Genomic DNA, 25333 nt, shown 5'->3' on the forward strand with positions numbered 1-25333 from the left:
GTGGGCGGAAAGAGGCGGGCTTTGCTCCAGGCATTCAGCGCCGCAACGTGCGCGGTAGCTGGAAATGCACCAGTCGCGTGCCGGCCAGGGCGTCGTGCCAGAACTGCCGCTCCGGATGGAAGCGGCTGAGCAGGGCCCAGACGGCCACCCAGCCCAGCACGATCACCGTGGATTCACCCGCCGGCAGCTGGAACGGCGCGATGGCTGCCAGTGGCGGCAAAAACCACAGCCAGCTGAGCGCGTAGCGGGCCAACGCGCGCCGCTGGCTGATGGCGTGCCCGTCCAGGCCCACGATGCGGATGTGCCAGGTCTTCATGGCCAGCGTTTGGCCCTTCGCCCAGAACCAGGTGAAATAGATGCCGAACACCACAAACACAAAGGCCTGCAGCGCATGCCGGTTGTCCAGCGCGTTACGGGTCTGGCTCAGCGTGCCGAAGAGGTAGCCTGCGATGAAGACGATGCCGAACATCAGCATGCCTTCGTAGAGCCAGCAGGCCATGCGGCGCCAGAGGGGCGGGGCCCGGAGGATGAGGGCGGCACCCAAGGGTGGAGCTGCCGGTTTGGTGGCCTGGGGTGGGCTGGAGATGGGTGAGGCGGGCATGCGGCGGATGGGCGGCGGGTCGGATCGGCGGAAACAGCGAAGCAATGCGACACGCTGGAAGCGGCGCAGCACTTATTGTGGCGGGTGCAGCGGCGAGAGGTCCCGTGCCAGGGGTTCGACCTGTGATGCCGCAGGTGCCCCAGACGTTCCGCCAGGCGGCAGCGGAGTCACGACGGCGGCCGCCGGCATGTGGACGGGGGCCGTTTCAACGCCTGCCCCACTGGCGGAGGCCGGCATCATGGGCCAGGCCGCGGGCACCGGCAGTGCCTGCAGAGTGTGGGCTGCGGTCACGCGCGGGATCTTGGGTAGATTGGGGGTGCTAGCCGATTTGGCGGCTGCGGCCGTGGCCGCCGGCACCTTGGCCAGCTTGCGTGCTGCACTGGGGCGCAAGGCCGTGGCAGCGCCCGACGGCTTGGGTGCGGCGTGCGCTGCGAGTCGGTGCTTTTCTTCCGGGCTCAAGGCCTGATAGGCCTCCCACTGCGCGCGCTTGCTGTCGGCGGTCAGGCGGGCGGTGGCAGCATAGTTGAACCGGGCCTGGTTGCGCTGCTGGATGCTGAGGTTGGCCCATTCGGTCATGCGTTCGACCATCTTGCGGCGTTCTTCGTGGGGGAGCGATCTGAAGCTGGCCGCGAGGTTCAGCCAGTGCCGCTTCTGCGCTTCGCTCAGCACGGGCCAGCGCTCGTTCAGCGGCGCGAGGGCTTCCTTCTGGGCAGTGGTCAGGTCGTCCCATGCCGGTCCACCGGTTTCGGTGGGTTCAGGCGCCCGCACGGGGCGCACGGTGGAACTGCGGGCGGCATGCGGCTGCGGCGACAGGGCCTCGGCGGGAATCACCGTGCCGGGCGCCATGCGCACCTGCGTCACCGCACGCCATCCCCCCCAGCTCAGTGCGCCCAGCAATGCAAAAGCCAGCACGGCGGCTGGCAGGATGCGGGGAGCGTCGGTCAGGCTGGAGTGCATGCAGTGGGGTCGTGCAGGTTCAGCGGCTCTCGTTGGCCGTCTTGAGGTATTGGAGGAAGCCCGGGTCGGCATAGGCCTGAGGGGGCAGGTCGTCGGTGAGCAAGGCTGTGTCCACTTCGGTGATCTCCGAGGTGCTGGATTCGTCCTGCGTGACGTTGATGAACACCAGGCCGACCAGCAGGGCCGTGAGCGGCACGGCCGACACCAGCGCGCGCCACCAGTTGCCGCCTTCGCCGCCCCAGCCCATCGTGGCGACGCCGTTGCCGGCGGCCACCACCGAAGGGGCCGTGGCCGTCTGCCGCATGGGGGCGGCCACCGGCTTTCGGCGCTTGTCCAGCGCCTGCATGCGCGCGGCGCGCAGGCGCTCGGAAATGTCGTAGGGCAGGGCGCTCGTGCCTTCCGTCAGGCGCGCGGCAACGCGGCGCGCATAGCGGTCGGCGAAGAGTTCGGCAGAGACGGAGGGTGGGCGGTTCATAGTTCGATTCCTTTGGCCTTGAGCACCTTGGCCAGGGTCTGGACTGCGCGGAAGCAGTGTGTCTTCACGCTGCCTTCTGAGCAGCCCATCGCGGCTGCAGTTTCTGCAACATCCATTTCCTCCCAGTAACGCATCAGGAAGGCTTCCCGTTGACGGGGCGGCAGTTCCTGGATCTCGGCCTCGATGTCGCGGAACACCTGGGCGCGGCGCGCAAGGTCTTCGGCGCTCTGCGCGGTTTCGCCGTCCTCGGGGCCCGCATAGGCTTCCAGCAGGTCGAAATCGCCGCCATCGTCGTCGGGGCCCTCGAAGTCGCTCATGCTGGAGAACAGCGCGTTGCGGGTCTTTTGCCGGCGGAACCAGTCGAGCGTGCAGTTCGAGAGGATGCGCTGAAACAGCATGGGCAACTCGCCGGGCGGCTTGTCCCCATAGTGCTCGGCCAGCTTGAGCATGCTGTCCTGGACGATGTCCAGGGCGGCTTCCTCGTTGCGAACATGGTAGAGCGAGCGCTTGAACGCTCGCTTTTCAACGCCTTTGAGGAAGTCTGACAGTTCTCGTTCGGTGGCCAAGAGTCGGAGAGCCCGCGTTGGGCGGGCGAAAGGGCGAGGCAGGCTGCCTGTGCCGCAGTCCCGCCGAAGCCCGCGATTATGGCATTGGCCGTTTATTTTTCCGACATGCGGACTACCCCAGGGCCGGCAGTGACATAATCCGCCTTGCAAGTCAAAAGGCAAACGGGTCCCGGTCCGGCGCAGCAATCATCTCGCCCATGGCCGCGGCCTCAAGTTCTGAGGCGGCTTCACAAGAGCCGGTCCAAGGGGCACCCAAGGTTTTTCGTCAGAGAAATTCGCAAAGGTTGATCATGGAAATCTCCAAGGCCGAAATCGCATCGGCAACGGCCGCCGCCCAAGGCGCCGCAGGCTCCCAGGACCTCATGGGCGCCGAAATCCTCATCAAATCCCTGCAGGCCGAGAACGTCCAATACATCTGGGGCTATCCCGGTGGCGCCGTTCTGTACATCTACGACGCGCTGTACAAGCAGGACACCATCCAGCACGTTCTGGTGCGCCATGAACAGGCAGCGGTGCATGCAGCCGACGGTTATGCCCGCGCCACCGGCGAAGTGGGTGTGGCCCTGGTGACCTCCGGTCCCGGCCTGACCAATGCGGTCACCGGCATTGCCACGGCGTACATGGATTCGATCCCGATGGTGATCATTTCCGGCCAGGTGCCCACGGCCGCGATCGGCCTGGATGCTTTCCAGGAATGCGACACCGTCGGCATCACGCGCCCCATCGTCAAGCACAACTTCCTGGTCAAGGACGCACGCGATCTCGCGTCCACGCTGAAGAAGGCTTTCCACATCGCCCGCACCGGCCGTCCCGGCCCGGTGGTGGTCGATATCCCGAAGGACGTGTCCTTCAAGAAGGTGCCCTACAGCGGCTACCCGCAGTCGGTGGAAATGCGCTCGTACAACCCGGTGCGCAAGGGCCACGGCGGCCAGATCCGCAAGGCGCTGCAGCTGCTGCTGACCGCCAAGCGCCCCTACATCTACACCGGCGGCGGCGTGCTGCTGGGCAATGCCACCAACGAGCTGCGCACGCTGGTGGACATGTTGGGCTATCCGGTCACCAACACGCTGATGGGCCTGGGCGCCTATCCGGCCAGCGACCGCAAGTTCCTGGGCATGCTGGGCATGCATGGCACGATTGAGGCCAACAACGCCATGCAGCACTGCGACGTGCTGCTGGCCGTGGGCGCGCGCTTCGACGACCGGGTGATCGGCAACGTGAAGCACTTCGCGCAGAACGACCGCAAGATCATCCACGTGGACATCGACCCGTCGTCCATCTCCAAGCGCGTGAAGGTCGATATCCCGATCGTCGGCGATGTGAAGGACGTGCTGACCGAGCTGATCTCCATGATCCGCGAGACCACGACCCGCCCCGACGCTGGCGCGCTGGCCGCCTGGTGGGATCAGATCGAAGGCTGGCGCAAGCGCGACTGCCTGAAGTACGACCGTGGCAACCAGGAAGTCATCAAGCCGCAGTTTGTCGTCGAGACGCTCTGGAACATGACCAAGGACGCCGATGCCTACATCACGTCCGACGTGGGCCAGCACCAGATGTGGGCCGCGCAGTACTACCGCTTCGACGAGCCGCGCCGCTGGATCAATTCCGGCGGCCTGGGCACCATGGGTGTGGGCATTCCGTACGCCATGGGCATCAAGCTGGCCAAGCCCCAGTCCGAGGTGTTCTGCATCACGGGTGAAGGCTCGGTGCAGATGAACATCCAGGAGCTGGCCACCTGCCGCCAGTACGACACGCCCATCGTCATCTGCGCGCTCAACAACCGCTTCCTGGGCATGGTGCGCCAGTGGCAGGAGATCGAATACTCCGGCCGCTACAGCCACAGCTACATGGATTCGCTGCCCGACTTCGTGAAGCTGGCCGAGGCCTATGGCCACGTCGGCATGCTGATCGAGCGCCCGGAGGATGTGGAGCCCGCGCTGCGCGAGGCCCGCCGCCTGAAGGACCGCACCGTCTTTATCGACTTCCGCACCGACCCCACCGAGAACGTGTTCCCGATGGTGCAGGCCGGCAAGGGCATCACCGAAATGCTGCTGGGATCGGAAGATCTCTGAGGCGAATCGGTCTGCAGCGCTTGTCCATCAAGCGCTATCAGCTATCGAATAGATAGCAAAATCACTTCGAAGAATCGACGAATCTATTGCCTGCCAAGCCCGACGCTTACCGGCGCCGGGGGAGGGCAGCAAAAAGAGGAATCTGCATCCATGAAACACATCATCGCCGTCCTGCTGGAAAACGAACCCGGTGCGCTGTCGCGCGTCGTCGGCCTCTTTTCCGCGCGGGGCTACAACATCGAATCGCTGACCGTGGCACCCACCGAGGACGCATCGCTGTCGCGCATGACCATCCAGACCCATGGCTCGGAAGACGTGATCGAGCAGATCACCAAGCACCTGAACCGCCTGATCGAGGTGGTGAAAGTGGTCGATCTGACCGAAGGCGCCTACACCGAGCGCGAACTGATGATGGTCAAGGTGCGCGCCGTCGGCAAGGAGCGCGAGGAGATGAAGCGCATGGCCGACATCTTCCGCGGCCGCATCATCGACGTGACCGAGAAGAGCTACACCATCGAGCTGACGGGCGACCAGTCCAAGAACGATGCCTTCCTGCAGGCCATCGACCGCACGGCCATCCTGGAGACGGTGCGTACCGGCGCCAGCGGCATCGGCCGGGGCGAGCGCATCCTGCGCGTGTGAGCCGCGTCTGACATCCCTTCCTTTTTCAATTTCCCCCTGACAACGCATATCAACCGGAGCGACCCATGAAAGTTTTCTACGACAAAGACACCGACCTGAGCCTCATCAAGGGCAAGACCGTGGCCATCATTGGCTACGGCTCGCAAGGCCATGCCCATGCTCAGAACCTGAACGACAGCGGCGTGAAGGTGGTGGTCGGCCTGCGCAAGGGCGGCGCCTCGTGGGACAAGGTCGGCAAGGCCGGCCTGACGGTGATGGAAGTCAACGACGCAGTGAAGGCCGCCGACGTGGTCATGATCCTGCTGCCGGACGAAGACATCGCAGCCGTCTACAAGAACAACGTTGAGCCCAACATTAAGCAAGGCGCATCGCTGGCTTTCGCCCACGGCTTCAACGTCCACTACAACCAGGTCGTGCCCCGCGCCGATCTGGATGTGTGGATGGTCGCGCCCAAGGCCCCCGGCCACACCGTGCGCAACACCTACAGCCAGGGCGGCGGCGTGCCCCACCTGGTGGCTGTGCACCAGGACAAGTCCGGCAAGGCCCGTGACCTGGCCCTGAGCTACGCGGCAGCCAACGGCGGCGGCAAGGCCGGCATCATCGAGACCTCCTTCAAGGAAGAGACCGAGACCGACCTGTTCGGCGAACAGGCCGTGCTGTGCGGCGGCGCCGTCGAACTGATCAAGATGGGCTACGAAACGCTGGTCGAAGCCGGCTACGCGCCTGAAATGGCCTACTTCGAGTGCCTGCACGAGCTCAAGCTCATCGTCGATCTGATCTACGAAGGCGGTATCGCCAACATGAACTACTCGATCTCGAACAACGCCGAGTTCGGCGAGTACGTGACGGGCCCCGAGGTGATCAACGAGCAGTCGCGCGCCGCCATGCGCAACGCCCTGAAGCGCATCCAGAACGGCGACTACGCCAAGATGTTCATCCAGGAAGGCCGCCTGAACTACCCGAGCATGACGGCCCGCCGCCGCAACACCGCCGACCACAGCATCGAAGTGGTGGGTGGCAAGCTGCGCGCCATGATGCCCTGGATCGCCAAGAACAAGCTGGTGGACCAGACGCGCAACTGATCTGATCGCGTCTCCACCGGCCGGAGCCCCCGGGCGCCGCGACCTCGAAGGCCACCGCTTGCGGTGGCCTTTTTCATGGGCGCACGGCTTCGGGGCCCGGCCGAGCCGGCCACAAGCCCTACACTGCGCACTTCGCGCGCTGGCAGTCGGTGCCGATGAGTATGATTTTGATAGCGCCATGCCCAGGTTTTGCATGCGCTGGAGGCCAATTTAATGCATAAAGAAAATGAGGGTGCGCGCTCGGCGGACGTGCTGGTGCGCCGGCGGCGCAAGGGCATCTACATCCTGCCGAACCTCTTCACCCTGGCCGCGCTGTTCGGCGGCTTCTATGCCATCGTGATGGCGATGGACGGCCGTTTCGACATGGCGGCCGTCGGCATCTTCTGCGCCATGGTGCTCGACAGCCTCGACGGCCGCGTCGCGCGCATGACCAACACCCAGAGCGCGTTCGGCGAGCAGATGGATTCGCTCTCCGACATGGTGTCCTTCGGTGCCGCGCCCGCGCTCATCGCCTACGAATGGTCGCTGCGCGGCCTGGGGCGCTGGGGCTGGATCGCTGCCTTCGTCTATTGCGCCTGCGCGGCTTTGCGGCTGGCGCGATTCAACGTCAACACCGGCGTGGTGGATAAGCGCTACTTCCAGGGCCTGCCATCGCCCGCGGCGGCGGCGCTGGTGGCCGGCTTCATCTGGCTCATGAGTGCGATCGGCGTGCAGCCGGGCATGAGCGATGGGTGGCTCACCTGGACGCAGATCACCTGGCTCACCTTCGGCTTCACCCTATATGCGGGTCTGACCATGGTGACCAATGTGCCGTTCTACAGCTTCAAGGACATCCAGATGAAGCGCAGCGTGCCCTTCGCCGCCATCGTGCTGATCGCGCTTGTGATCGCGGTGATCAATATCCATCCGCCGACGGTGCTCTTCAGTGTGTTCGTCCTGTATGGCCTCTCGGGCTATGGGGTCTATGCCTGGCGCAAGGCCAACGGTCAGCACAGCAGCGTTATCAGCATCTCCACCGACGAGCCGGACGAGCGCGGGCTGCACAAGTGAATCGCCAGCGGTCGTTGTGCTACATTGCCCGGCTATGCCGCCGGGCGCCCGAGCGCAAACCCCAAGGCCCGTCTGCCTCCGCAGCGGGCCTTTTGTCTGTGTGACAAGTTCGTCGCGGCTGCACGTTGCAGTGCCGCCCCGGCGAGCGGAACCCCACCAGAGGAGTAAAAAAATGGCTGACAAACTGATCATTTTCGACACCACCCTGCGCGACGGCGAGCAGTCGCCCGGCGCATCGATGACCCGCGACGAGAAGCTGCGCATCGCCCGCCAGCTCGAGCGACTCAAGGTGGATGTGATCGAAGCGGGCTTTGCCGCCAGCTCCAACGGTGACTTCGAGGCCGTGCAGTCCATTGCGCAGGCCATCAAGGATTCGACCGTCTGCTCGCTCTCGCGCGCCAACGACCGCGACATCAGCCGCGCGGCCGAGGCCCTCAAGGGCGCCAACAGCGCCCGCATCCATACCTTCATCGCCACCAGCCCGCTGCACATGGAAAAGAAGCTCCGCATGACGCCGGAGCAGGTGCTGGAGCAGGCCAAGCAATCGGTGCGCTTTGCGCGCAATCTGGTGGGCGACATCGAATTCAGCCCGGAAGATGGCTACCGCAGCGAGATGGACTTCCTCTGCCGCGTGCTGGAGGCCGTGATCGCCGAGGGCGCTACCACCATCAACGTGCCCGACACTGTGGGCTATGCCGTGCCCGAGCTCTACGGCAACTTCATCAAGACGCTGCGCGAGCGCATTCCCAACAGCGACAAGGCGATCTGGTCCGTGCATTGCCACAACGACCTGGGCATGGCCGTGGCCAACTCGCTGGCCGGCGTGCAGATCGGCGGCGCGCGCCAGGTGGAATGCACCATCAACGGCCTGGGCGAGCGTGCCGGCAATTGCTCCCTCGAAGAGGTGGTGATGGCCGTCAAGACGCGCCGCGACTACTTCAACCTTGAACTCGGCATCGACACGCAGCACATCGTCGCGGCCAGCCGCATGGTCAGCCAGACCACCGGCTTCGTCGTGCAGCCCAACAAGGCCGTGGTGGGCGCCAACGCCTTCGCCCACGCATCGGGCATCCATCAGGACGGCGTGCTCAAGGCCCGCGACACCTACGAGATCATGCGCGCCGAAGACGTGGGCTGGTCTGCCAACAAGATCGTGCTGGGCAAGCTCAGTGGGCGCAATGCGTTCAAGCAGCGCCTGCAGGAACTGGGCGTGCAACTGGAGAGCGAAGGTGAGATCAACGCCGCCTTCTCCAAGTTCAAGGAACTGGCCGACCGCAAGAGCGAGATCTTCGACGAGGACATCCTGGCGCTGGTCAGCGATGAGAGCGTCACGGCCGAGCGCGAGACCTACGGCTTCGTCTCGCTGTCCCAGCACAGCGAGACCGGGGAACGCCCGCAGGCGAGCATCGTGTTCACAGTCGGGGGCCGGGAGGTGCGCGCCACCTCCGAAGGCAACGGCCCGGTGGACGCATCGCTCAAGGCCATCGAGACGCAGGTCCAGAGCGGTGCCGAGATGGTGCTCTATTCGGTGAATGCCATCAGCGGCTCCACAGAGAGCCAGGGCGAGGTCACTGTGCGCCTGCAAAGCAGTGGGCGGGTGGTGAATGGGGTCGGTTCGGACCCCGACATCATCGTGGCGTCAGCCAAAGCCTACCTCAGCGCGTTGAACAAGTTACAAAGTAAAGCCGAGCGGGTTGCGGCCCAAGGCTGATCCGCAAATTTATAATTCAGGCAGTTTCTAAAAGAGTCGCGCAAGGCCTTGATCTTGCGCGACTTTTTTTGATTTCGTACACTGCTATACAAATTTTTCCGCTTGGAGCACTCTGATGCATGCACGCCCTGGCATCGCCGCCCGTTTCGCCCACGCCCTGGCCTTTCTCGCTCTGAGCTTCGCGCTCGCGTCTCCCGCAGCCCATGCGGCCGAGCGAAAGAAGGTCGTGGTGAAGAAACAGGCCACTTCGGCGACGGCCAAGCGCGCGGTGGCGAGCTCCTCGACCAAGGTGTCGCGCAAGACGGTGACGCGGGTGAAGGCGACGCGCGTCGTGTCTCGCAGCGCTGCGGCCCCGGTTCGCGCTGCGGCCTTCGTGCCTGAACGCCAGTCTTTCGGCCAGCAGGCCGGTCTGCATCAGGTGACCGATCCGCTCGACCTGAAGTCCAGCGTGGCCCTCGTGGTGGACCAGGACACCAACGAAGTGCTGCTCAGCAAGAACGACCATGCGGTGCTGCCGATCGCGTCGATCACCAAGCTGATGACCGGCCTGCTCATCTCCCAGGCTCGCCTGCCGATGGATGAATCCATCACCATCACCCAAGAGGACGTGGACATGGAGAAGTTCAGCAGTTCGCGGCTGCGAGTGGGCACCACGCTCACGCGCGGTGAACTGCTGCACCTGGCGCTGATGTCCAGCGAGAACCGCGCCGCCCACGCCCTGGGCCGCACCTACCCCGGCGGCCTGAATGCCTTCGTGGCCCAGATGAACCTCAAGGCCAAGCTGCTGGGCATGACCGAAACGCACTATGTGGAGCCCACGGGCCTGTCGAGCCGCAATCAATCCAGCGCGCGCGATTTGGCGACTCTGGTGAATGTGGCACACGGCGATCCGTTGCTTCGTGAGCTGACCACTTCGCCCAGTTATGCTGTGGAAGTCGGCCATCGCACTCTGCAGTTCAACACCACCAACCGTCTGGTGAAGAACCCCAGCTGGGATATCGGCCTGCAGAAGACGGGCTACATCTCCGAAGCTGGGCGCTGCCTGGTGATGCAGACAAAAATCGCTGGCCGCAAGCTGATCATGGTGTTCCTCGATTCCGCAGGCAAATTCAGCCGCCTGGGTGATGCCGAACGCGTGCGCAACTGGGTGGAATCGCTGCCGGCGCTGGGCAGCGACAAGAGCTTTCATGCTGGGGTTTCTACCCCTTCGATGAAGTAAAACCCGGTCGTGGATTGGCGCGGCAGACCTTTGCCGCGCCCAGCGGCCCTGCACTGGGGCGCATTCGAGGGAGCGTGTTGCCTTATTCTGTGGTCGTACGCTCGCAGACGCCCGGCGCTCCCTGATCAGTTTTAGTTTGCGATCGCCTGGGTCAGCGCCGTACGCCTGCCGCTGACATAGCCCAAGGCCTGGGAGATCGCGTCCGCAGTGGACTGCAGCTTGGGCAGCCAGTCTTCATCCAGGCGATCCGCTGGGGCCGAGATGGAAAGACCCGCCACCAGCTGGCCTTGGTCGTCGAAGATCCCCGCGGCCATGCAGCGCACACCCAGTTCCAACTCTTCGTTGTCCCGTGCAATGCCGTACTGGCGCGCCTTGCCCAGCTCGCGTTCCAGTATCGGCAACTGCGTGATGCTGTTGCGCGTGTGGCCGGCTAGCCCGGTTCGTGTGGCGTAGGAGCGCACGCGCTGCGGATCGTCGGTTGCAAGAAAGAGCTTGCCTGTGGAGGTGAGATGCAAAGGGGCACGGCCCCCGATGGCGCGAACGACCTGCATCCCTGAGCGTTCGCTGTAGGCGCGCTCGATATAGACGATCTCGTCGCCTTGGCGCATGCTGAGGTTCACTGGCTGCTGGATCAGTTTGTGCAATTGGCGCATGGGCGCAAGCGAGGCATCGCGCACGCTCAGCCGTGCCTTGACCAAATTGCCTAGTTCCAGAAGCCGCATGCCCAGGCGGTAGCTGCCCGATTCCGGGCGGTCCACAAAGCGGCCGATGGTCAGGTCGTTGAGGATGCGATGTGCGGTGGAAGGATGCAGGCCCGTTTTTTCGCTGATCTCCTTGAGCGATATCGCCTCCTCACGCGAAGCAAGCACGTCGATCAGGGTGAACATTCGCTCCAGCACCTGCACACTGGGCCTGGACTGAACGTCGGAAGGGTTATTTTTCATTTCACCATGACTCCAGCACCGAACTTCGCTGGACTACGCCGAAGCCCGATACAGCGGGTTTATCAATAATTGGGGCGAGTTCAACATAGGCCGGTACCTCCGGAACCAGATCCGGCTTTTTCTCTGCGGGCCCCTGCAAGGCTGCTCAGAATCGGGCCGCTCTGAGGGCTCATCATGGAAGAGATCAATCTCACCAAGAAGGCCGTGGAAGCGGCGTATCCCCAGGCGCAAACTGTTGAACTGCCGGACACGCTGGCGCCCGGCTCACGGTGCAAGATTACACCAGCGGGCACCCCGGTGGCCGCAGCCCGGTGCCGCATGAAGGACGGGCGGGGCGCGCCGTGCCCGGGCGCGTCAGAGCGCCAGTCAATGATTAGGTGCCTTGGGGAGAAAGGATGCCCAGCCAAGCAACGCTCGCCAGGACCAGAACGGCCAAGCTCGCTTCCGTGAACAGGCTGTGTCGAAGTTGGCGGACGGCCTTCGCGCGATTGCCAGACCGCAATGCGGCTTCCAGGCCCGGACTCAACCGATACCGATTGGCCGCAGCCAGTGCCAGCATTCCTGCGAAAAGCAAGAGCTTTGCCGTCAGCACCCGGCCATACAGCGTAGAGAAGAGCAAATCAAAAGACGGCCCGGCGATCAATACGTAATTGAGGATTCCGCTCACGACGAGCGCAGCCACGATCACTGTACCTATGCGGGCGAACCCATTGGATGTCCGACTGAGGATCGCTATCGGGTCTGGGGGCAGATCCGACTTGCGGGCTGCAAGCATCAAAAACGCCACCAATGCACCCACCCAGGCCCCAGCGGCCCAGAGGTGCGTGATATCCGACGCAAGGTGGATATACCCACGCACGCCTTCGTCCATCGCCCCGTGACCGGTCCATGCAAGGGTTGCCAGTGCCACGCCCGTGGACAGCGCCATCACCGCAAATCGCGCAGTGGCGTTCAATTTCGACATTGCGGCGAGCGCACACACCCCCAGCGCCAGGATGCGAATGCACCAGGCGATGCCCATGGGCGTGCCCGTGATGAGCATGTCCAACACGTGCGTTGACAGCTCGGCGTAGCTTGACGCACCGGACATGGCCCTGGCCATCTCTGTCATGCCCCACATCGACAGTGCGATGCCGATGGCAGCGGATAAGCCAACGAAGATGCGATAGCGGCGCGAGACCGCCGAGGAGCGCTCGTCCCTGCCCAGAGCGTAGAGACCGAACATGGCCACGCCAAACGCCGCTGCCATGTCCAGATACAGCGCCAGGCGCAGGGCGACGGTCAACCAGTCCCCTGCCATGTGCTTAGTTCACCTTGAAGGTGACATTGCCCGTGATCGGATGCGTATCCGAGGAAACCGCACGCCATTCGACGCGATAGTCGCCCTGCTGGAGCGCCTGTGCGGGGGTGATGACCATGGTTTTTCCGTCGGCGGCGCCGGTGACGCGGGCATTGATCTTCATCGGCCCGTGGTTCGCCATGCCGGGCATTCCCGTCATGACAAGACTCGCTGCCGAGAACTGCGGGACCAGCGTTTCGGAGAACTTCAGTTCGATGGTGGCTGGCGCGGATACCTGCGATTTGTCGGCCGGCGTCGAAGACACGAGCGAAGGATGCGCGAATGCGGCGGTGGCGAACAGGCCTGCAGCGATCGGCGCAACGAGCTTGGGGATGAAATATGAACGGGTCATGAGATTCCTATCGTGATGTTTGACGGTGGTTTAAGAAAGAGATGCCCAGACAAGGCTTTCACCTTCGCCGCGGGCTGGAAAGAAAGAAAAGGGAGGTGGGCGACAGAAGGCCCCTGTGGATTCGGAAAAGCGATTCGCTCACGGTCGGCTGGCTCTCAGGCGCAAGGCGTTGCCCACGACCGACGCCGAACTCAAGCTCATGGCCAAGGCTGCGATCAGGGGTGACAGCAGCCAGCCCGTGGCGGGGTAGAGCACCCCGGCGGCGATGGGGATGCCCAGCGCGTTGTAGGCGAATGCGAACACGAGGTTCTGCTTCATGTTGCGCACGGTGCTCTCCGAGAGTGCACGAGCGACCGCGATACCTCGCAGGTCGCCCTTGATCAGCGTGACCTGCGCGCTGTTCATCGCCACGTCGGTTCCGGTTCCCATGGCAATGCCCACGTCTGCCTTGGCCAATGCCGGCGCGTCGTTGATGCCGTCCCCGGCCATGGCCACGATGCGGCCCTCCTTCTGCAACCGCTCGATCAACATGAGCTTGTCCGCCGGCTTCACTTCACCATGCACCTCGTCGATGCCCAGGCGTGCCCCAACCGCTTTGGCGGTGGTCTGCCCATCCCCGGTGGCCATGATGACGCGCAGGCCAGCCGCCTTCAACGCGCCCAGTGCCTCAGGGGTAGTGCCTTTGATCGGGTCGGACACGGCGAGCAGGCCCCCGAGCCGATCGTCCACAGCCAGGTACATGACGCTGGCCCCCTCGACCCGCAGAGCTTCGGCCTGGCGCACCAGTGGTTCCACTGACACGCCGGACTGCTCCATCAGGGCCGTATTGCCCAGCGCCAGTTGTTGGTGCTCAACGGTCCCTCGCACGCCGATGCCCGTTTCCGATTCAAACGTTTGGGGCTTCGCGAGTTGGAGACCCTGGGCACGTGCTGCCTGAACGATGGCGTCGGCCAGGGGGTGTTCACTGCCCTGGTCCAGGCTGGCCGCGAGACGCAGCACCTCGTCCGTCGTGAAGCCGGGTGCTGCGACGACCTGGTCGAAAGCCGGTCGGCCTTCGGTCAGGGTGCCAGTCTTGTCGATGACGAGGGTATCTATCTTGCGAAAATTCTCGATCGCTGCAGCATCGCGGAACAGTACTCCCTGGGTGGCTCCCCGGCCCGTAGCCACCATGATCGACATCGGGGTGGCCAGACCCAGCGCGCACGGGCAGGCGATGATCAACACAGCCACCGCATTGATCAGTCCATACACCCATGCGGGCTGCGGCCCGAAGAATCCCCATACCAAGAACGTCGTGACCGCAATGGCCACGACGGTCATCACGAAATAGCCGGCGACGACATCGGCCATGCGTTGCATAGGCGCCTTGGAGCGTTGTGCCTGGGCGACCATCTGCACGATCTGCGAGAGAACGGTGTCCGAGCCGATCCGCTCCGAACGCATGACCAGCGCGCCACTGGTGTTGAGTGTGGCTCCGATGACTTTGTCGCCCGCATGCTTGCTGACGGGCAGCGGTTCGCCGGTCAGCATGGATTCGTCAATCGCACTGCTGCCCTCATGCACGAGGCCATCCACCGGTACCTTCTCGCCGGGTCGGATGCGCAGCAGGTCACCGACGTGCACATGGCTGAGCGGCACGTCTTCCTCGCTCCCGTCCGCATTGATGCGCCGAGCGGTCTTGGGCGCGAGCCCCAGCAGCGACTTGATGGCTGCCGAAGTCTGGGAGCGCGCCCTGAGTTCCAGCATCTGGCCGAGCAGGGTCAGCGAGATGATGACTGCGGCGGCCTCGAAATACACACCGACCCGTCCCATGGACATGAAGGATGCTGGAAATGCACCTGGCGCAACGGTGGCCACGACGCTGTAGATGAAAGCGGCCCCCGTCCCCAGGCCGATGAGCGTCCACATGTTCGGGCTGCGGTTGACCACGGACAGCCAGCCGCGCGAGAAGAAGGGCCCGCCAGCCCACAATACGATCGGCAATGACAGCACCAGCTCGACCCAGCTCTGCGTGGCCATGTCCATCAGGTGAAGCGGATCGCCCAGCATCGCCAGCGCCAGAACCACGACCGTCAATGGCAAGGTCGTCCAAAAGCGACGCGAGAAGTCACGCAACTCCGGGTTGTCGTCCTCGAGTTCGGGCAGCAGGCGCTCGAGCGTCATTCCGCATTTCGGGCAGTTCCCCGGATGATCCTGGCGGATCTCTGGGTGCATCGGGCAGGTGTAGATTGTTCCCGGTGCCGCAGGCGATGGGGGCGGCGCGGCAGTCGTCGTGCGGGCGTGGCGATGCGGTGAATGATGCGCTGTGCCCGCGCCCGCCCTGTCACCGGCATACCGCGCCGGCTCGGCGTCGAACGCCCGTTTGCACCCCGGGCTACAGAACCGGTACGTGTTCCCTTGGTGAGCGGATCGGTGCTCCGACTCCGCCGTTACTGCCATGCCGCACACGGGGTCCCGCTGTGGCGCATCGGCCTGAGAGCGGGCTGAGATTTCAGCTTCGCCACCACTCCCAGTAGGGGGGGCGTGATCGTGTTGCGTGTGCGCGCGCGGCGCCGCAGTATCCAGGGGCATGCCTGCATGTGCGTGGCCCTGTTGCGAGGTCTTGCTGGATGAGTTCATGGCAGTGAGCGACCTTGGCGGTGAGCCGTTGGTGGTCGTTGCGCGCTGATGGCCGCCCGCAGGCCGATAGCCACGCGCATTGCAGCGTCTCGTACGGATCGGTTGCATTGACTCACTGATTCGGCTCCCTGGAGGCTGCGGCGCCGCCTTGGCCGCGCCGCGTGGCATGACGTTGTCCGCCGTGGCTGTGACTCCGACCCCGGCGCCCGAACAGGTGCACCAACGGACAAGTCGCCAAGAGCAGGGTCGGGAGATCGCCCGCTACTTGCACCGTATGGTCCTTGAGCAGGAAATACGCGGCGACAAGGGCGACGAGCAGGAACGCGACCTCGGTAGCGCAATTGCCAGAGCCGGAACGATCGCAGGGGATCTGAGTGCGCTGATGCTGCATGCACGGCATATCTCCACGGAGAAGGGTTGATGGATGGTCAGCGGTGGGACTGGTAGACCGTGCTGCTACCGTTTTTTCCGATCAGCAGCACGTCGTAGGGGTCCTTGCGTCCACCATAGGCCGGGCCATCCATGCCGGGTGAGCCGATGGGCATGCCCGGCGCCGCGAGGCCGATGGCCTGCGGAGCGTCGCGCAGCAAGCGTTGAATGTCAGAGACAGGCACATGACCTTCTATGGCATAGCGGCCGATCTGCGCTGTGTGGCATGAGCCGTACTTCTGAGGGATGCCCAGCCGCGCGCGCGCTTCGGCGTTCCCGGTGTCCAGCACCTGTACATCGAAGCCTGCACCCTGCAGGTGGGAGACCCAGTCTTTGCAGCATCCGCAGCTCGGGTCCTTCCACACCTTGGCGATCGGGCGGTTTTGCGACAGGCTGGGCCTTGCGAGTGCCAACCCCAGCAAACCAGCGATGAGTGCTCGGCGTCTTGGCGCTTTGTCCCGGTATGTGTCGGTGTGCGTGTTCATGGATGGCCTCTCATCAAATGCTCAAAACCGAAAGTTCCTAGAACCAGAATCGCACGCCCGCGACCCAGCGTGTCTGCTGCACGCGGCCGCCTTCGGCGCGTACATAGTCGGCTGTGCGTCCGAAGCTGCCTGCGCGTTCCACCCCGATGTAGGGGGCGAGCTGACGACTGAATTCATAGCGCAGGCGTAGGCCAGCAGACGCTTCGGCCAAGCCCTTGCCGATACGTCGTTCCGGGTCGTCCTTGCCGTACAACTGCAATTCGGCACGGGGCTCCAGAATCAGTCGCTGGGTTAGCAGCAGCTCATAGCTTCCTTCGACACGCAACGCGGTGCGACCGCCACTCCCCACATAGCCCGTCGCCCCCAACTCGAACCAGTACGGAGCGAGGCCCTGTACGCCGAAAGCCAGCCACTGACGGCTCGGCCCTTCTCCGTTGTCCACCCGAACGCCGAGCTGGGTGTCCCAGTACGGTGACACGGCGTGCCCCCAGAGAAGCTCGGTCCGCGACTCTTCCAGCTGGCCTTTGGCGAGATCTCCTTCAGCCTTCAAGACGGCCTTGTTGTAGGTCGTCCCATACCAAGCCTGGAGGTCGTAGCCCGTGGAGTTTTCCCCTTTGCGCGTGAAGCGGCGCTCGAGGGTTTCGCCGCGCAGCGAGAAAAAAGTGTGCTCATCGGCCATCATCAGTCGCGGGACACCGGGGACTGCGTAGTCTCCCGATCCCAGTTTCAGGCCATTGGAGTAGCCGTGTGGATCGCGGGCGTCAGGAGGCGCCGAACCGCCCTGCATCTGCATGTTGCCGTGGTCCATGGCTGGGGCCGCGGTCGAACCGCCCGCCGCGGCCGTGTGACCTGCGTGTGGGTCGGTGGCAGGAGGTGCGGTCTCGGCGGATGGCGTGGCCATCTGCGAATTGGCCTCGCTGTGTGCTGCGTGGTCGCTTTGTGCCTGTGCCTGGGGGGCGGCGCTCACCAGGGCCAGAAGCATCGTGGCGAGTGCGCGGGGAGGGAGTGCTTTGGACATTCTTGATCTTTCTAGTGCGCTGGGGTCAAGACACCACGACTTCGCGGAACATTCCGGCATCCATGTGGAACATCAGGTGGCAGTGCCAGGCCCACCGGCCGAGTGCGTCGGCTGTCACCAGAAAACTGATACGTTGTGCCGGTTGCACCGGCAGGGTGTGGCGGCGGGCGAGGAAGCGACCATCGGGGCTTTCCAGCTCGCTCCACATGCCGTGCAGGTGCATGGGGTGGGTCATCATGGTGTCGTTGTGCAGAATGACCCGCAGCCGCTCGCCGTGCTTGAAGTGCACCGGTGTGGACTTTCCGAACTCCAGCCCGTCCAGGGACCATGCGTAACGTTCCATGTTGCCCGTGAGGTGGAGCTCCACCTCCCGGCCCGGGCCTCTTTTGTCCAGTGGCCCCGACGGGGTATGCAAGTCCGCAAGAGTCAACACACGCCGACCGTTGTTGCGCAGTCCGATGCCGGGGTCGTCGAGGTTGGTGCGCGCCATGTCAACGCGCATGTCCGTGCTGGCGCCGTACTCGGTGCGAGCGTGGCGAGCCGTGGTGCTGGGCACGGCCAGCGCGCCCGCAGCCGCGGCGTGCTGGCTGTGATCCATCGCCATGCCACCGTGGTTCATGGCGCCGTGGTTCATGCCGGCCATCCCTCCATGATCCATCCCGGTCATCCCGGTCATCCCGGTCATTCCGGTCATTCCGGTCATTCCGGTCATCTCCATGGCTGGACCTGACCCGCCGTGGTCCATGCCGCCCATCATGTCGTTCATGGTCAGCCATTCGACTGGATCGAGTGCGGGCACGGCAGCTTGCAGACCTTCACGCACTGCCAACGTGGCACGTGCATAGCCCGAACGGTCCATCGTCTGAGCGAAGATCGTGTAAGCGTCATCCTTTGGATGGACGATCACATCCACGGTTTCGCCGGGGCCGAATCGGAACTCATCGACCGTCACGGGCTCCACGTCAACACCATCGACGTGTACCACCGTGAGTTTCAGTCCGGGGATGCGCACGTCGTAGAAGGTGTTGCCCGCACCATTGACCATGCGCAACCGCACGCGCTCACCCGGACGGAACAATCCTGTCCAGTTGCCAGCGGGGGTGACGCCGTTGGCCAGATAGGTCAGCGTGGCGGCAGACAGGTCGGCGAGATCCGTCGGATTCATCCGCATCTCGTTCCACATCTTGCGCTTGTCGATCGCAGCGGCCATGCCGTCGCGCGAGGCGTCCCGGAAGAAGTCGAAGACGGTGGGCTGGCTGTAGTTGTAGTAGTCGCTTTGGGACTTGAGCTTGGTGAACACCCGCATCGGGTCTTCGTCGGTCCAATCCGAGAACAGCAGGACGTGGTCGCGGTCTGCGCGGATGGTCTCCGCGCCAGCGGGGTCGATGATGATCGCCCCGTACATGCCCGTGAGTTCTTGGAAGCCGGAGTGCGAGTGATACCAGTAGGAGCCGCTCTGCTGAACCTTGAATCGGTACGTGAAGGTCTCTCCTGGGGGGATTCCGTTGAAGCTGATGCCCGGAACACCGTCCATCTGATACGGCAGGATGATTCCGTGCCAGTGGATGGACGTGGCTTCACGCAGCTTGTTGGTCACCCGGATCGTGACGGTGTCGCCCTCGCGCCAACGCAAGGTCGGCGCCGGGAGCGACCCGTTGATCGTCGTGGCCACGCCAGGCGAGCCCGTGAAGTTCACGGGGGATTCGGCGATCACCAGGTCGAACTCGGTGCCCTTCAGGACAGGAGCGGCACCGCGTCGCGCCCCCGAGCCTTGCTGGGCAAATGCCCGCAGCGCCGGGGAGGATAGACCGGCCAGGACCCCGCCAGCGGCCAGTCCCTGGACAAAACGCCGGCGTGACAGGCCCAGTGGGGGCGCGATTGCAAAGGGCGAACGAAGCGGCATGCCTGAAATCCTCCATAGATCACTTGAAAGTCGTCTTCAGAGCCGCCTTGGATACATGGCGGAACGGTTCGACGCATGCAGGTGATGCTATGCAGGGACCACTTTCGCATGAATGACCCTTGGATTACATTCATGTAATGGTCGCGTCATCTTCGTGGCAGGTGGCGACCATTAAATTGCCCCCCAGACTCAACTGAATGGGGCATCGTGGGCGGCAAATTCCTTGCGCCGTCGCGATTACATGGGGCACGTGATGAAGCTGTTGGTCGTTGAAGACGAGAACAAGACGGCGGATTACGTCCGCCAAGGTCTCATGGAGGCGGGGTTCGTCGTGGATTTGGCGCGCAACGGACTGGACGGATACCACTTGGCCATGAGCGAGACCTACGATTTGGTGGTCTTGGATGTCATGCTTCCGGATGTCGATGGCTGGCGCATCGTGCGTTCGCTGAGAGATGCTGGCAAACAGGTCCCTGTGCTATTTCTGACCGCACGGGGCAGCGTGGATGACCGCGTCAAAGGATTGGAATTGGGCGCGGACGACTATCTCGTCAAGCCTTTCGCATTCTCGGAGTTGCTGGCGCGGGTGCGGACGCTGCTGCGGCGCGGAAGCGCTCCGAGCCAGCCTGATCGCGTACAGGTTGCCGATTTGGTGCTGGACTTGCCGCGCCGGCGTGCAACGCGCTCAGGTCAGCGCATCAATCTCACCAGCAAGGAATTCGCATTGCTCGAACTACTGGCGCGCCGGCAGGGGGAAGTTCTGCCGCGTTCGCTGATTGCGTCTCAGGTTTGGGACATGAACTTCGACAGTGACAGCAACGTCATCGATGTGGCCATTCGTCGGCTGCGCGCGAAGATCGACGACGCGTTCAATCCCAAACTCATCCACACTGTGCGTGGCATGGGATACACGCTTGATGCGCCGGACGATGCCCTCGCGCCATAAGCTGCAGCGAAGCCGTCCCGCGTCGCTGGCCTTGCGGGTCACCGCTCTGGTTGGCATCGCCACGACCTTGGTGTTTCTCGCGTTCAACTGGGTTGTCGTGAGGTCCCTGGAGCATCACTTTGCCCAGCAGGACGCCCATGAACTGGAGGCCGTGGTCAAGGCTCTGGCTGAGCCCCTGCGCCCAATCGCCAATCGAGCGGACGAAGAGGCGTTACGGCAGCATTTGGCCAATGCGGTGGCAGGACATCATGGGATCACCTACGGCGTCTATGACGGGGCGGGCAATACCATCTATGCCACGCCGGGTCCCGACCTTTCGAAGCTTGCCAGCAGAAAAACATTGGTAAGCCGCATTACTGCTGATGACTTGCCAGTGTGGCAAGAGGGGCCGCGGTCTTATCGAGGTGCGGCGCTCCGACTGCCCGCAGACCATTCGGCCGCGCCTGGCTACCTGATAGTGGCCGCTATGGATATCGGCTTCCATCTCGATTTCTTGGCGGAGTTCAAGCGCATGCTTTGGTGGGCGACCTGCCTCGTCCTCTGTATTGCGCTCGGGGTGGCTTGGCTGGCCGTGCAATGGGGCCACCTTCCAATCCGCAAGGTCAACGAGGAGATTCGCGCGATCCGCTCTTCCAAGCTGGATGTGAGGCTTGATCCTCTGGACGTGCCGATAGAACTGGCGGAGCTCGTGGTTGCCTTCAACGACATGCTGGCCAGAATCGAGGAAGGGTTTGTCCGGCTGTCGCACTTTTCTGCCGACATCGCGCACGAGTTGCGTACACCCGTTACCAACCTGATTACGCAGTCCCATGTCGCGCTCGGGCAACCCCGCAGTGCGGACGAATATCGGGAGATCCTGTACTCCAACTTGGAGGAGTTTGATCGCATGAGCCGCATGATCGGCGACATGTTGTTTTTAGCTCAAACTGAAAATGACCCTCGAAATCTGCGTCTCGCCGAAATCGAATTGGCTGAGTTGATCCGAGGTGTGTTTGACTACTTCGAGGCATTGGCGGAAGACCGCAGCATCACGTTGTACGCACAGGGTGTGGCCGAGCCCATACGGGCGGACCGTGAGATGTTGCTGCGAGCGCTCAACAATCTTCTTTCCAATGCAATCCGCCATACTCCCCGTGGGGCGCGTATTACAGTCGCTTTGGAGCAAGACGAGCGATGGACAACGATAAGTATCGAGAATCCGGGCGAACGAATTTCGGAGGCTGATCTCCCGAAGTTATTCGATCGATTTTTTCGAGTCGATCCGGCTCGTCAGCGAAAGAGCGCGGGTGCGGGGCTGGGGTTGGCCATCGTCAAATCCATTACCGAGGCGCATGGCGGATATGTGCAGGTGACCTCCAGTGACAGCGCGACTCGATTTGCTCTCACGCTGCCTCGCATCGTTTGAATGCGCCACTGCCCGTTTGACACCTGCCTTGTGGGGGTGAAAGACGAAACCGCAGCGGGTTCATGGGGAAAGAAGGACTGACCCAGTCTTCGATGTCGCGTGCAGGAAGACGTTGGAAAATTCAAAGGTGCGGAGAATCGAGATCAAAGAGCGCAGGTCACTCGGCCAACGGCTACCTCGCCCCCGTGACGCGGGAGAGATCTCCCGCGTGGCTGCATGAATGGATGTACGTGGCAACGGAGCCGGTCCAGTCACCGGGGGTTCGCGGGCCCCGCCTGCCAGATATCTCTGTGGCGGATCTCATTCGGCTGGTACTGCGTCTTGTAGTTCATCTTGGGACTGGCCTCGATCCAGTAGCCCAGGTAGACATACGGTAGGCCCAGGGCGCGTGCCTGCTCGATTTGCCAGAGCACGTTGAAGGTCCCGTAGCTGGCGCGAGCCTCGGGCTCGTAGAACGTATAGACCGCCGAAAGGCCGTCGCCCAGCACATCGAGGATAGAGACCATCTTGAGCGCGCCGGGTGTGCCATCGGCACTTTCTGGTTCGCGGAACTCGACCAGTCGCGAGTTCACGCGGCTTTGCAGCAGGAACTGCGTGTACTGATCGATGCTGTCATGGTCCATACCGCCGCCGGCATGGCGGGTGTTCTGGTAGCGCAGGTAGAGGGCGTAGTGCTCCGGCTCGTAGCCGAGGCGCAGCACGCGCGCCTGCAGGTGGCGGTGCCGCTGCCAGGCGCGACGCTGGCTGCGGTCAGGCTGGAAGCGGTCAGTCAGCACCCGCAGCGGCTTGCAGGCTTGGCATCCATCGCAGTAGGGGCGGTAGGTGAACATGCCGCTGCGGCGGAAGCCCCGCGCGACCAGGTCGGTATAGACGTCGTTCTGGATCAGGTGGCTGGGCGTGGCGACCTGCGAGCGCGCCTGCCGATCGGGCAGGTAGCTGCACGGGTAGGGGGCGGTCGCGTAGAACTGCAGGGTCTGCAGCGGAAGGTCATTAAGTTGCGTCATGCCAAAGGCGTTTCGGGCAGAAGCTCGCTCCAGTATAGGGGCTGGAAAACCCATTGCATGGGGCGCTCCCGCCGTGCGCGCCCGACGTGGTCGATGAACGCGCTGCGTGGGATCTCGCGTGCGCCCAGCGAGGCCAAGTGCCGCGTGTTCTGCTGGCAGTCGATCAGTTCTACGCCCTGGTACTTGCAGAGCGCCACGAGGGCCGAGAGCGCGATCTTCGAGGCATCGGTGGCATGCGCGAACATCGATTCGCCGAACACGGCCCGTCCGAAGGCGACGCAATAGAGGCCGCCGACCAACCGTCCGTCCACCCAGGTCTCCACGCTGTGGGCGTAGCCTGCCTCATGCAGCGCTTCGTAGGCGCGCACCATCTCGGGAAGGATCCAGGTGCCCGCCTGCCCCTCGCGTGGCGTGAGCGCGCAGGCGTGGATCACCGCGCTGAAGTCGCGGTCCACACAGATCTCATGGCCCGGCGTGGCGCGAAAGCGTTGCAGTGTTTTGCGCAGCGAGCGGTGCAGCCTGAAGTCTGGCACGTGCAGCACCATGCGGGGATCGGGGCTCCACCACAGCGTCGGCTGGCCCGCGCTGTACCAGGGGAAGATGCCCTGTTGGTACGCTGCGCACAGGTGGGGCACATCCAGCACACCGCCTGCGGCTAGCAGGCCCGGCGCCGGTGAGCGGTGGTCCCACGCGCTGGCGGCGGCAGGGAAGGGGTCTTCAGGTTCCAGCCACGGCAGAGTGGGCTTCATGGAGTGCCGCCAGTGAGGCTTAGGCGCTTTGAGGCAGGTTGTGCTGCGCGGAGCATCATGTGCCCAGTCCGTGGCCCGGCAGCGCTGCGTAGAGGCCGAGCCGGACCATGGTTCGGTGGTTGAGCTCCAGCGGCACGGCCGAGCGTGCCAGCGCAGACTGTATGCGTGGCTTGCCGGTTCCCGTGTGGTGCAGTGCAGGGCGCGCAAGCTGCCCGCCTTGCCGGTCGAGCAGACTGGCGACCAGTGGATACATGGGCCGGTCGCCGTGCCGTAGCACGACGGCGGTGTCGCCGTTGTCCAGGCGCACGAAGGTGCCCGGTGGACACAGGCCCACCCGGCGCACCAGGGCGAAGCCGACCTCGTCGCTCTGGTCCACGACCTCCTGGCTGACAATGGCGCGCACCGAATCCGTGGAACTGCGGCCGATACGGGATTTGCGTGGGCTGATCATGGCTGCGTAGCGGTCGATGGTGGCCAGGATGCGGCAGAGCCTGCCCTCGGCACCCAGCAGTCGCAGAGGGGACGCGCGCGTGTCGCTGTCTGCGGCCGCAGCATGGTGCTGGCCCACGACCTCGAGCCAGACCTCGTCGCGAATGCCCAGCTCTTCCAGCAATTCCATGCCCAGGCGCGGGTGCGCGTCAATCACGCGTTGCTGCGCGGCCGTGGGGCGCTCGCGCTGATGGGCAAGCTCGTCCTGCAGCGCTGTCATCCCGATGTTCATGGTGAAGGCTGCCCGCACCAGGCTGTCGCGCTCGATGGAGGGCAGCTTCAGCTCGTGGGCCAGGATGTGGCAGAGGGTGCCGCACACCAGCGCGTGAGAGGCGCTGTAGCCTACCGTAGAGGTGGCGGCCAACTGAAACATCAGGTAGAGCGCGGCGTCGGTGTCGTGCGCGACCAGGTCCTGCAGCCAACGGTCGCACTGGCGCAGTTTGGCGGGGAAATCCTCCGTCAGCCGCGGACGCAGCAGCAGCCAGGACAGGGAGGTCTCCAGGTCGGCCCAGAGGCCGAGCAGATCCTCGTATTCATTCGCGTCGGGCGCGGCGGAGCCCGGCTGCGTGATCGGAGTGTGCGTGTTCGCGGGCATGGGCTCTTCAGCGGCGCTTTTCCAGCACCATCTCGTCGTTGGCCCGCGTCATGTGAAAGGCCGACAGGAAGCTGTTGCCCAGCAGCACGTAAGGCATGGGCTGGGGAACGACCACGGCGTCCACGGAGCGCACGTCAACGTCGCCCGCGCGGACCACGTCCAGCGTGATCCGCCAGCCCTGTGTCGTGCCATTGGCGGTGTTCATCATTACCGGCTTGCCATTGCGAAACGGCAGGCCTAGCCGCTCGGCATCGGGCTGGCCGATCGCGACTGCGGTGGCGCCGGTGTCCACCATGTACTGCATGGCGCGGCCGTTAATGGCGCCGTCACCCGTGAAATGTCCCCGGCCGTCGGAGCGAAGCACGATGCGCTGGCCCTCCGATCCCGAGCGGACGCTGACCGGCGACGCGCCCAGGGCCACCGTGTGGCGCTGGCCGCCGATCTCCACCACGGCGTCGTCCCGTCCGACTGCAACGACCTTCACGCCCCGGTAGGTCTCGCCCGGCGCGACGCCGCGAGGCTGCGTGCCGTCCACCACGAGCAGGGCGCGGTTGCCGAGAACACCGCTCAGGGCCACCGCCTGCGCGGCCGCTGCCAGTGGCAGGACGGCCAAGCAGGCCGTGATGGTCCAGGGCCAGGCAGCCTTCCGGCGGCGGATGGGGGGGCTGGACGTTGGCATGG

Annotated in this window: 24 protein-coding genes; 8 read left to right on the forward strand and 16 right to left on the reverse strand. The window is 64.0% G+C overall.

Annotated features, from left to right (window positions below):
- Positions 1-34: 34 nt before the first annotated feature.
- The 4 genes from AC3A84_RS01820 to AC3A84_RS01835 form a co-directional block, all read right to left on the reverse strand.
- Positions 35-601: an RDD family protein gene (locus AC3A84_RS01820; protein WP_487968028.1), complete on the reverse strand. Its 567-nt coding sequence runs from the start codon at positions 599-601 to the stop codon at positions 35-37.
- Positions 602-673: 72 nt separating this feature from the next.
- A complete protein-coding gene (locus tag AC3A84_RS01825; protein ID WP_487968029.1) occupies positions 674-1558 on the reverse strand; it encodes a DUF3106 domain-containing protein in 885 nt (294 codons plus the stop codon).
- A 19-nt stretch (positions 1559-1577) separates the two neighbouring features.
- Positions 1578-2033 carry a DUF3619 family protein gene (locus AC3A84_RS01830; RefSeq protein ID WP_487968030.1) on the reverse strand — a complete coding sequence of 152 codons (456 nt, stop codon included), beginning with the start codon at positions 2031-2033 and terminating at the stop codon, positions 1578-1580.
- Entirely contained in the window at positions 2030-2599 is a 570-nt protein-coding gene (locus AC3A84_RS01835) for an RNA polymerase sigma factor (protein WP_092936740.1), read from the reverse strand. Before AC3A84_RS01835 ends, AC3A84_RS01830 begins: the two co-directional genes overlap by 4 nt.
- Before the next feature lie 290 nt (positions 2600-2889).
- Between AC3A84_RS01835 and AC3A84_RS01840 the strand changes: the two genes are divergently transcribed.
- The 6 genes from AC3A84_RS01840 (at position 2890) to pbpG (ending at position 10375) form a co-directional block, all read left to right on the forward strand.
- Positions 2890-4671: an acetolactate synthase 3 catalytic subunit gene (locus tag AC3A84_RS01840; protein WP_092936738.1), complete on the forward strand. Its 1782-nt coding sequence runs from the start codon at positions 2890-2892 to the stop codon at positions 4669-4671.
- 150 nt (positions 4672-4821) lie between these two features.
- A complete protein-coding gene (gene ilvN, locus AC3A84_RS01845; protein WP_011805034.1) occupies positions 4822-5313 on the forward strand; it encodes an acetolactate synthase small subunit in 492 nt (163 codons plus the stop codon).
- A gap of 65 nt (positions 5314-5378) precedes the next feature.
- Entirely contained in the window at positions 5379-6395 is a 1017-nt protein-coding gene (ilvC, locus tag AC3A84_RS01850) for a ketol-acid reductoisomerase (RefSeq protein WP_487968031.1), read from the forward strand.
- 213 nt (positions 6396-6608) lie between these two features.
- On the forward strand, positions 6609-7445 hold the full coding sequence (gene pssA, locus AC3A84_RS01855; protein WP_487968032.1) for a CDP-diacylglycerol--serine O-phosphatidyltransferase: 837 nt from the start codon (positions 6609-6611) through the stop codon (positions 7443-7445).
- Positions 7446-7617: 172 nt separating this feature from the next.
- Positions 7618-9156: a 2-isopropylmalate synthase gene (locus AC3A84_RS01860; protein WP_487968033.1), complete on the forward strand. Its 1539-nt coding sequence runs from the start codon at positions 7618-7620 to the stop codon at positions 9154-9156.
- A 115-nt stretch (positions 9157-9271) separates the two neighbouring features.
- Complete coding sequence (gene pbpG, locus AC3A84_RS01865) at positions 9272-10375, forward strand: D-alanyl-D-alanine endopeptidase (RefSeq protein ID WP_487968034.1); 1104 nt, start codon at positions 9272-9274, stop codon at positions 10373-10375.
- A gap of 131 nt (positions 10376-10506) precedes the next feature.
- On the opposite strand, the gene AC3A84_RS01870 is transcribed toward pbpG, so the two are convergent.
- From AC3A84_RS01870 to AC3A84_RS01905, 8 genes are all read right to left on the reverse strand, one after another.
- Positions 10507-11319 (reverse strand): IclR family transcriptional regulator, encoded by an 813-nt coding sequence (locus AC3A84_RS01870; protein ID WP_487968035.1) that lies wholly within the window; start codon positions 11317-11319, stop codon positions 10507-10509.
- Positions 11320-11692: 373 nt separating this feature from the next.
- Positions 11693-12619: a copper homeostasis membrane protein CopD gene (gene copD, locus AC3A84_RS01875; protein ID WP_487968036.1), complete on the reverse strand. Its 927-nt coding sequence runs from the start codon at positions 12617-12619 to the stop codon at positions 11693-11695.
- 4 nt (positions 12620-12623) lie between these two features.
- Positions 12624-13010, reverse strand: coding sequence for a copper homeostasis periplasmic binding protein CopC (copC, locus tag AC3A84_RS01880; RefSeq protein ID WP_487968037.1), 387 nt, complete (start codon positions 13008-13010; stop codon positions 12624-12626).
- 138 nt (positions 13011-13148) lie between these two features.
- Positions 13149-15629 carry a heavy metal translocating P-type ATPase gene (locus AC3A84_RS01885; RefSeq protein ID WP_487968038.1) on the reverse strand — a complete coding sequence of 827 codons (2481 nt, stop codon included), beginning with the start codon at positions 15627-15629 and terminating at the stop codon, positions 13149-13151.
- 112 nt (positions 15630-15741) lie between these two features.
- A complete protein-coding gene (locus AC3A84_RS01890) occupies positions 15742-16029 on the reverse strand; it encodes a DUF2933 domain-containing protein (RefSeq protein ID WP_487968039.1) in 288 nt (95 codons plus the stop codon).
- Between the two features lie 28 nt (positions 16030-16057).
- Positions 16058-16543 (reverse strand): DUF411 domain-containing protein, encoded by a 486-nt coding sequence (locus tag AC3A84_RS01895; protein ID WP_487968040.1) that lies wholly within the window; start codon positions 16541-16543, stop codon positions 16058-16060.
- A gap of 37 nt (positions 16544-16580) precedes the next feature.
- Entirely contained in the window at positions 16581-17561 is a 981-nt protein-coding gene (locus AC3A84_RS01900; protein ID WP_487968041.1) for a copper resistance protein B, read from the reverse strand.
- A gap of 25 nt (positions 17562-17586) precedes the next feature.
- Complete coding sequence (locus AC3A84_RS01905; protein ID WP_487968042.1) at positions 17587-19464, reverse strand: copper resistance system multicopper oxidase; 1878 nt, start codon at positions 19462-19464, stop codon at positions 17587-17589.
- Positions 19465-19717: 253 nt separating this feature from the next.
- On the opposite strand from AC3A84_RS01905, the gene AC3A84_RS01910 reads away from it, so the two are divergent.
- Both AC3A84_RS01910 and AC3A84_RS01915 read left to right on the forward strand, forming a co-directional pair.
- Positions 19718-20410 carry a heavy metal response regulator transcription factor gene (locus AC3A84_RS01910; RefSeq protein WP_487968043.1) on the forward strand — a complete coding sequence of 231 codons (693 nt, stop codon included), beginning with the start codon at positions 19718-19720 and terminating at the stop codon, positions 20408-20410.
- Complete coding sequence (locus AC3A84_RS01915) at positions 20394-21815, forward strand: Cu(+)/Ag(+) sensor histidine kinase (protein WP_487968044.1); 1422 nt, start codon at positions 20394-20396, stop codon at positions 21813-21815. Before AC3A84_RS01910 ends, AC3A84_RS01915 begins: the two co-directional genes overlap by 17 nt.
- A 251-nt stretch (positions 21816-22066) precedes the next feature.
- On the opposite strand, the gene AC3A84_RS01920 is transcribed toward AC3A84_RS01915, so the two are convergent.
- The 4 genes from AC3A84_RS01920 to AC3A84_RS01935 are packed head-to-tail and all read right to left on the reverse strand — an operon-like array spanning position 22067 to position 25331.
- Positions 22067-22819, reverse strand: coding sequence for an arginyltransferase (locus tag AC3A84_RS01920; RefSeq protein WP_487968045.1), 753 nt, complete (start codon positions 22817-22819; stop codon positions 22067-22069).
- Positions 22816-23568 (reverse strand): leucyl/phenylalanyl-tRNA--protein transferase, encoded by a 753-nt coding sequence (gene aat, locus AC3A84_RS01925; RefSeq protein WP_487968046.1) that lies wholly within the window; start codon positions 23566-23568, stop codon positions 22816-22818. Before aat ends, AC3A84_RS01920 begins: the two co-directional genes overlap by 4 nt.
- Positions 23569-23623: 55 nt before the next feature.
- Entirely contained in the window at positions 23624-24652 is a 1029-nt protein-coding gene (locus AC3A84_RS01930) for an HD-GYP domain-containing protein (RefSeq protein ID WP_487968047.1), read from the reverse strand.
- 7 nt (positions 24653-24659) lie between these two features.
- Positions 24660-25331 (reverse strand): retropepsin-like aspartic protease family protein, encoded by a 672-nt coding sequence (locus tag AC3A84_RS01935; RefSeq protein WP_487968048.1) that lies wholly within the window; start codon positions 25329-25331, stop codon positions 24660-24662.
- Positions 25332-25333 lie beyond the last annotated feature (2 nt).

This window comes from Paracidovorax sp. (assembly GCF_057642795.1).

What these genes read in the sequence shown, in the direction of transcription:
- AC3A84_RS01910 (WP_487968043.1), top strand. Translation starts at nt 19,718, where the DNA reads ATGAAGCTGTTGGTCGTTGAAGACGAGAACAAGACGGCGGATTACGTC.
- AC3A84_RS01840 (WP_092936738.1), top strand. Translation starts at nt 2,890, where the DNA reads ATGGAAATCTCCAAGGCCGAAATCGCATCGGCAACGGCCGCCGCCCAA.
- AC3A84_RS01915 (WP_487968044.1), top strand. Translation starts at nt 20,394, where the DNA reads ATGCCCTCGCGCCATAAGCTGCAGCGAAGCCGTCCCGCGTCGCTGGCC.
- AC3A84_RS01895 (WP_487968040.1), bottom strand. Translation starts at nt 16,543, where the DNA reads ATGAACACGCACACCGACACATACCGGGACAAAGCGCCAAGACGCCGA.
- AC3A84_RS01820 (WP_487968028.1), bottom strand. Translation starts at nt 601, where the DNA reads ATGCCCGCCTCACCCATCTCCAGCCCACCCCAGGCCACCAAACCGGCA.
- AC3A84_RS01930 (WP_487968047.1), bottom strand. Translation starts at nt 24,652, where the DNA reads ATGCCCGCGAACACGCACACTCCGATCACGCAGCCGGGCTCCGCCGCG.
- AC3A84_RS01885 (WP_487968038.1), bottom strand. Translation starts at nt 15,629, where the DNA reads ATGAACTCATCCAGCAAGACCTCGCAACAGGGCCACGCACATGCAGGC.
- aat (WP_487968046.1), bottom strand. Translation starts at nt 23,568, where the DNA reads ATGAAGCCCACTCTGCCGTGGCTGGAACCTGAAGACCCCTTCCCTGCC.
- AC3A84_RS01860 (WP_487968033.1), top strand. Translation starts at nt 7,618, where the DNA reads ATGGCTGACAAACTGATCATTTTCGACACCACCCTGCGCGACGGCGAG.
- pssA (WP_487968032.1), top strand. Translation starts at nt 6,609, where the DNA reads ATGCATAAAGAAAATGAGGGTGCGCGCTCGGCGGACGTGCTGGTGCGC.
- ilvC (WP_487968031.1), top strand. Translation starts at nt 5,379, where the DNA reads ATGAAAGTTTTCTACGACAAAGACACCGACCTGAGCCTCATCAAGGGC.
- AC3A84_RS01900 (WP_487968041.1), bottom strand. Translation starts at nt 17,561, where the DNA reads ATGTCCAAAGCACTCCCTCCCCGCGCACTCGCCACGATGCTTCTGGCC.
- AC3A84_RS01870 (WP_487968035.1), bottom strand. Translation starts at nt 11,319, where the DNA reads ATGAAAAATAACCCTTCCGACGTTCAGTCCAGGCCCAGTGTGCAGGTG.
- copD (WP_487968036.1), bottom strand. Translation starts at nt 12,619, where the DNA reads ATGGCAGGGGACTGGTTGACCGTCGCCCTGCGCCTGGCGCTGTATCTG.
- pbpG (WP_487968034.1), top strand. Translation starts at nt 9,272, where the DNA reads ATGCATGCACGCCCTGGCATCGCCGCCCGTTTCGCCCACGCCCTGGCC.
- AC3A84_RS01830 (WP_487968030.1), bottom strand. Translation starts at nt 2,033, where the DNA reads ATGAACCGCCCACCCTCCGTCTCTGCCGAACTCTTCGCCGACCGCTAT.
- copC (WP_487968037.1), bottom strand. Translation starts at nt 13,010, where the DNA reads ATGACCCGTTCATATTTCATCCCCAAGCTCGTTGCGCCGATCGCTGCA.
- AC3A84_RS01920 (WP_487968045.1), bottom strand. Translation starts at nt 22,819, where the DNA reads ATGACGCAACTTAATGACCTTCCGCTGCAGACCCTGCAGTTCTACGCG.
- AC3A84_RS01825 (WP_487968029.1), bottom strand. Translation starts at nt 1,558, where the DNA reads ATGCACTCCAGCCTGACCGACGCTCCCCGCATCCTGCCAGCCGCCGTG.
- AC3A84_RS01905 (WP_487968042.1), bottom strand. Translation starts at nt 19,464, where the DNA reads ATGCCGCTTCGTTCGCCCTTTGCAATCGCGCCCCCACTGGGCCTGTCA.
- AC3A84_RS01935 (WP_487968048.1), bottom strand. Translation starts at nt 25,331, where the DNA reads ATGCCAACGTCCAGCCCCCCCATCCGCCGCCGGAAGGCTGCCTGGCCC.
- ilvN (WP_011805034.1), top strand. Translation starts at nt 4,822, where the DNA reads ATGAAACACATCATCGCCGTCCTGCTGGAAAACGAACCCGGTGCGCTG.
- AC3A84_RS01890 (WP_487968039.1), bottom strand. Translation starts at nt 16,029, where the DNA reads ATGCCGTGCATGCAGCATCAGCGCACTCAGATCCCCTGCGATCGTTCC.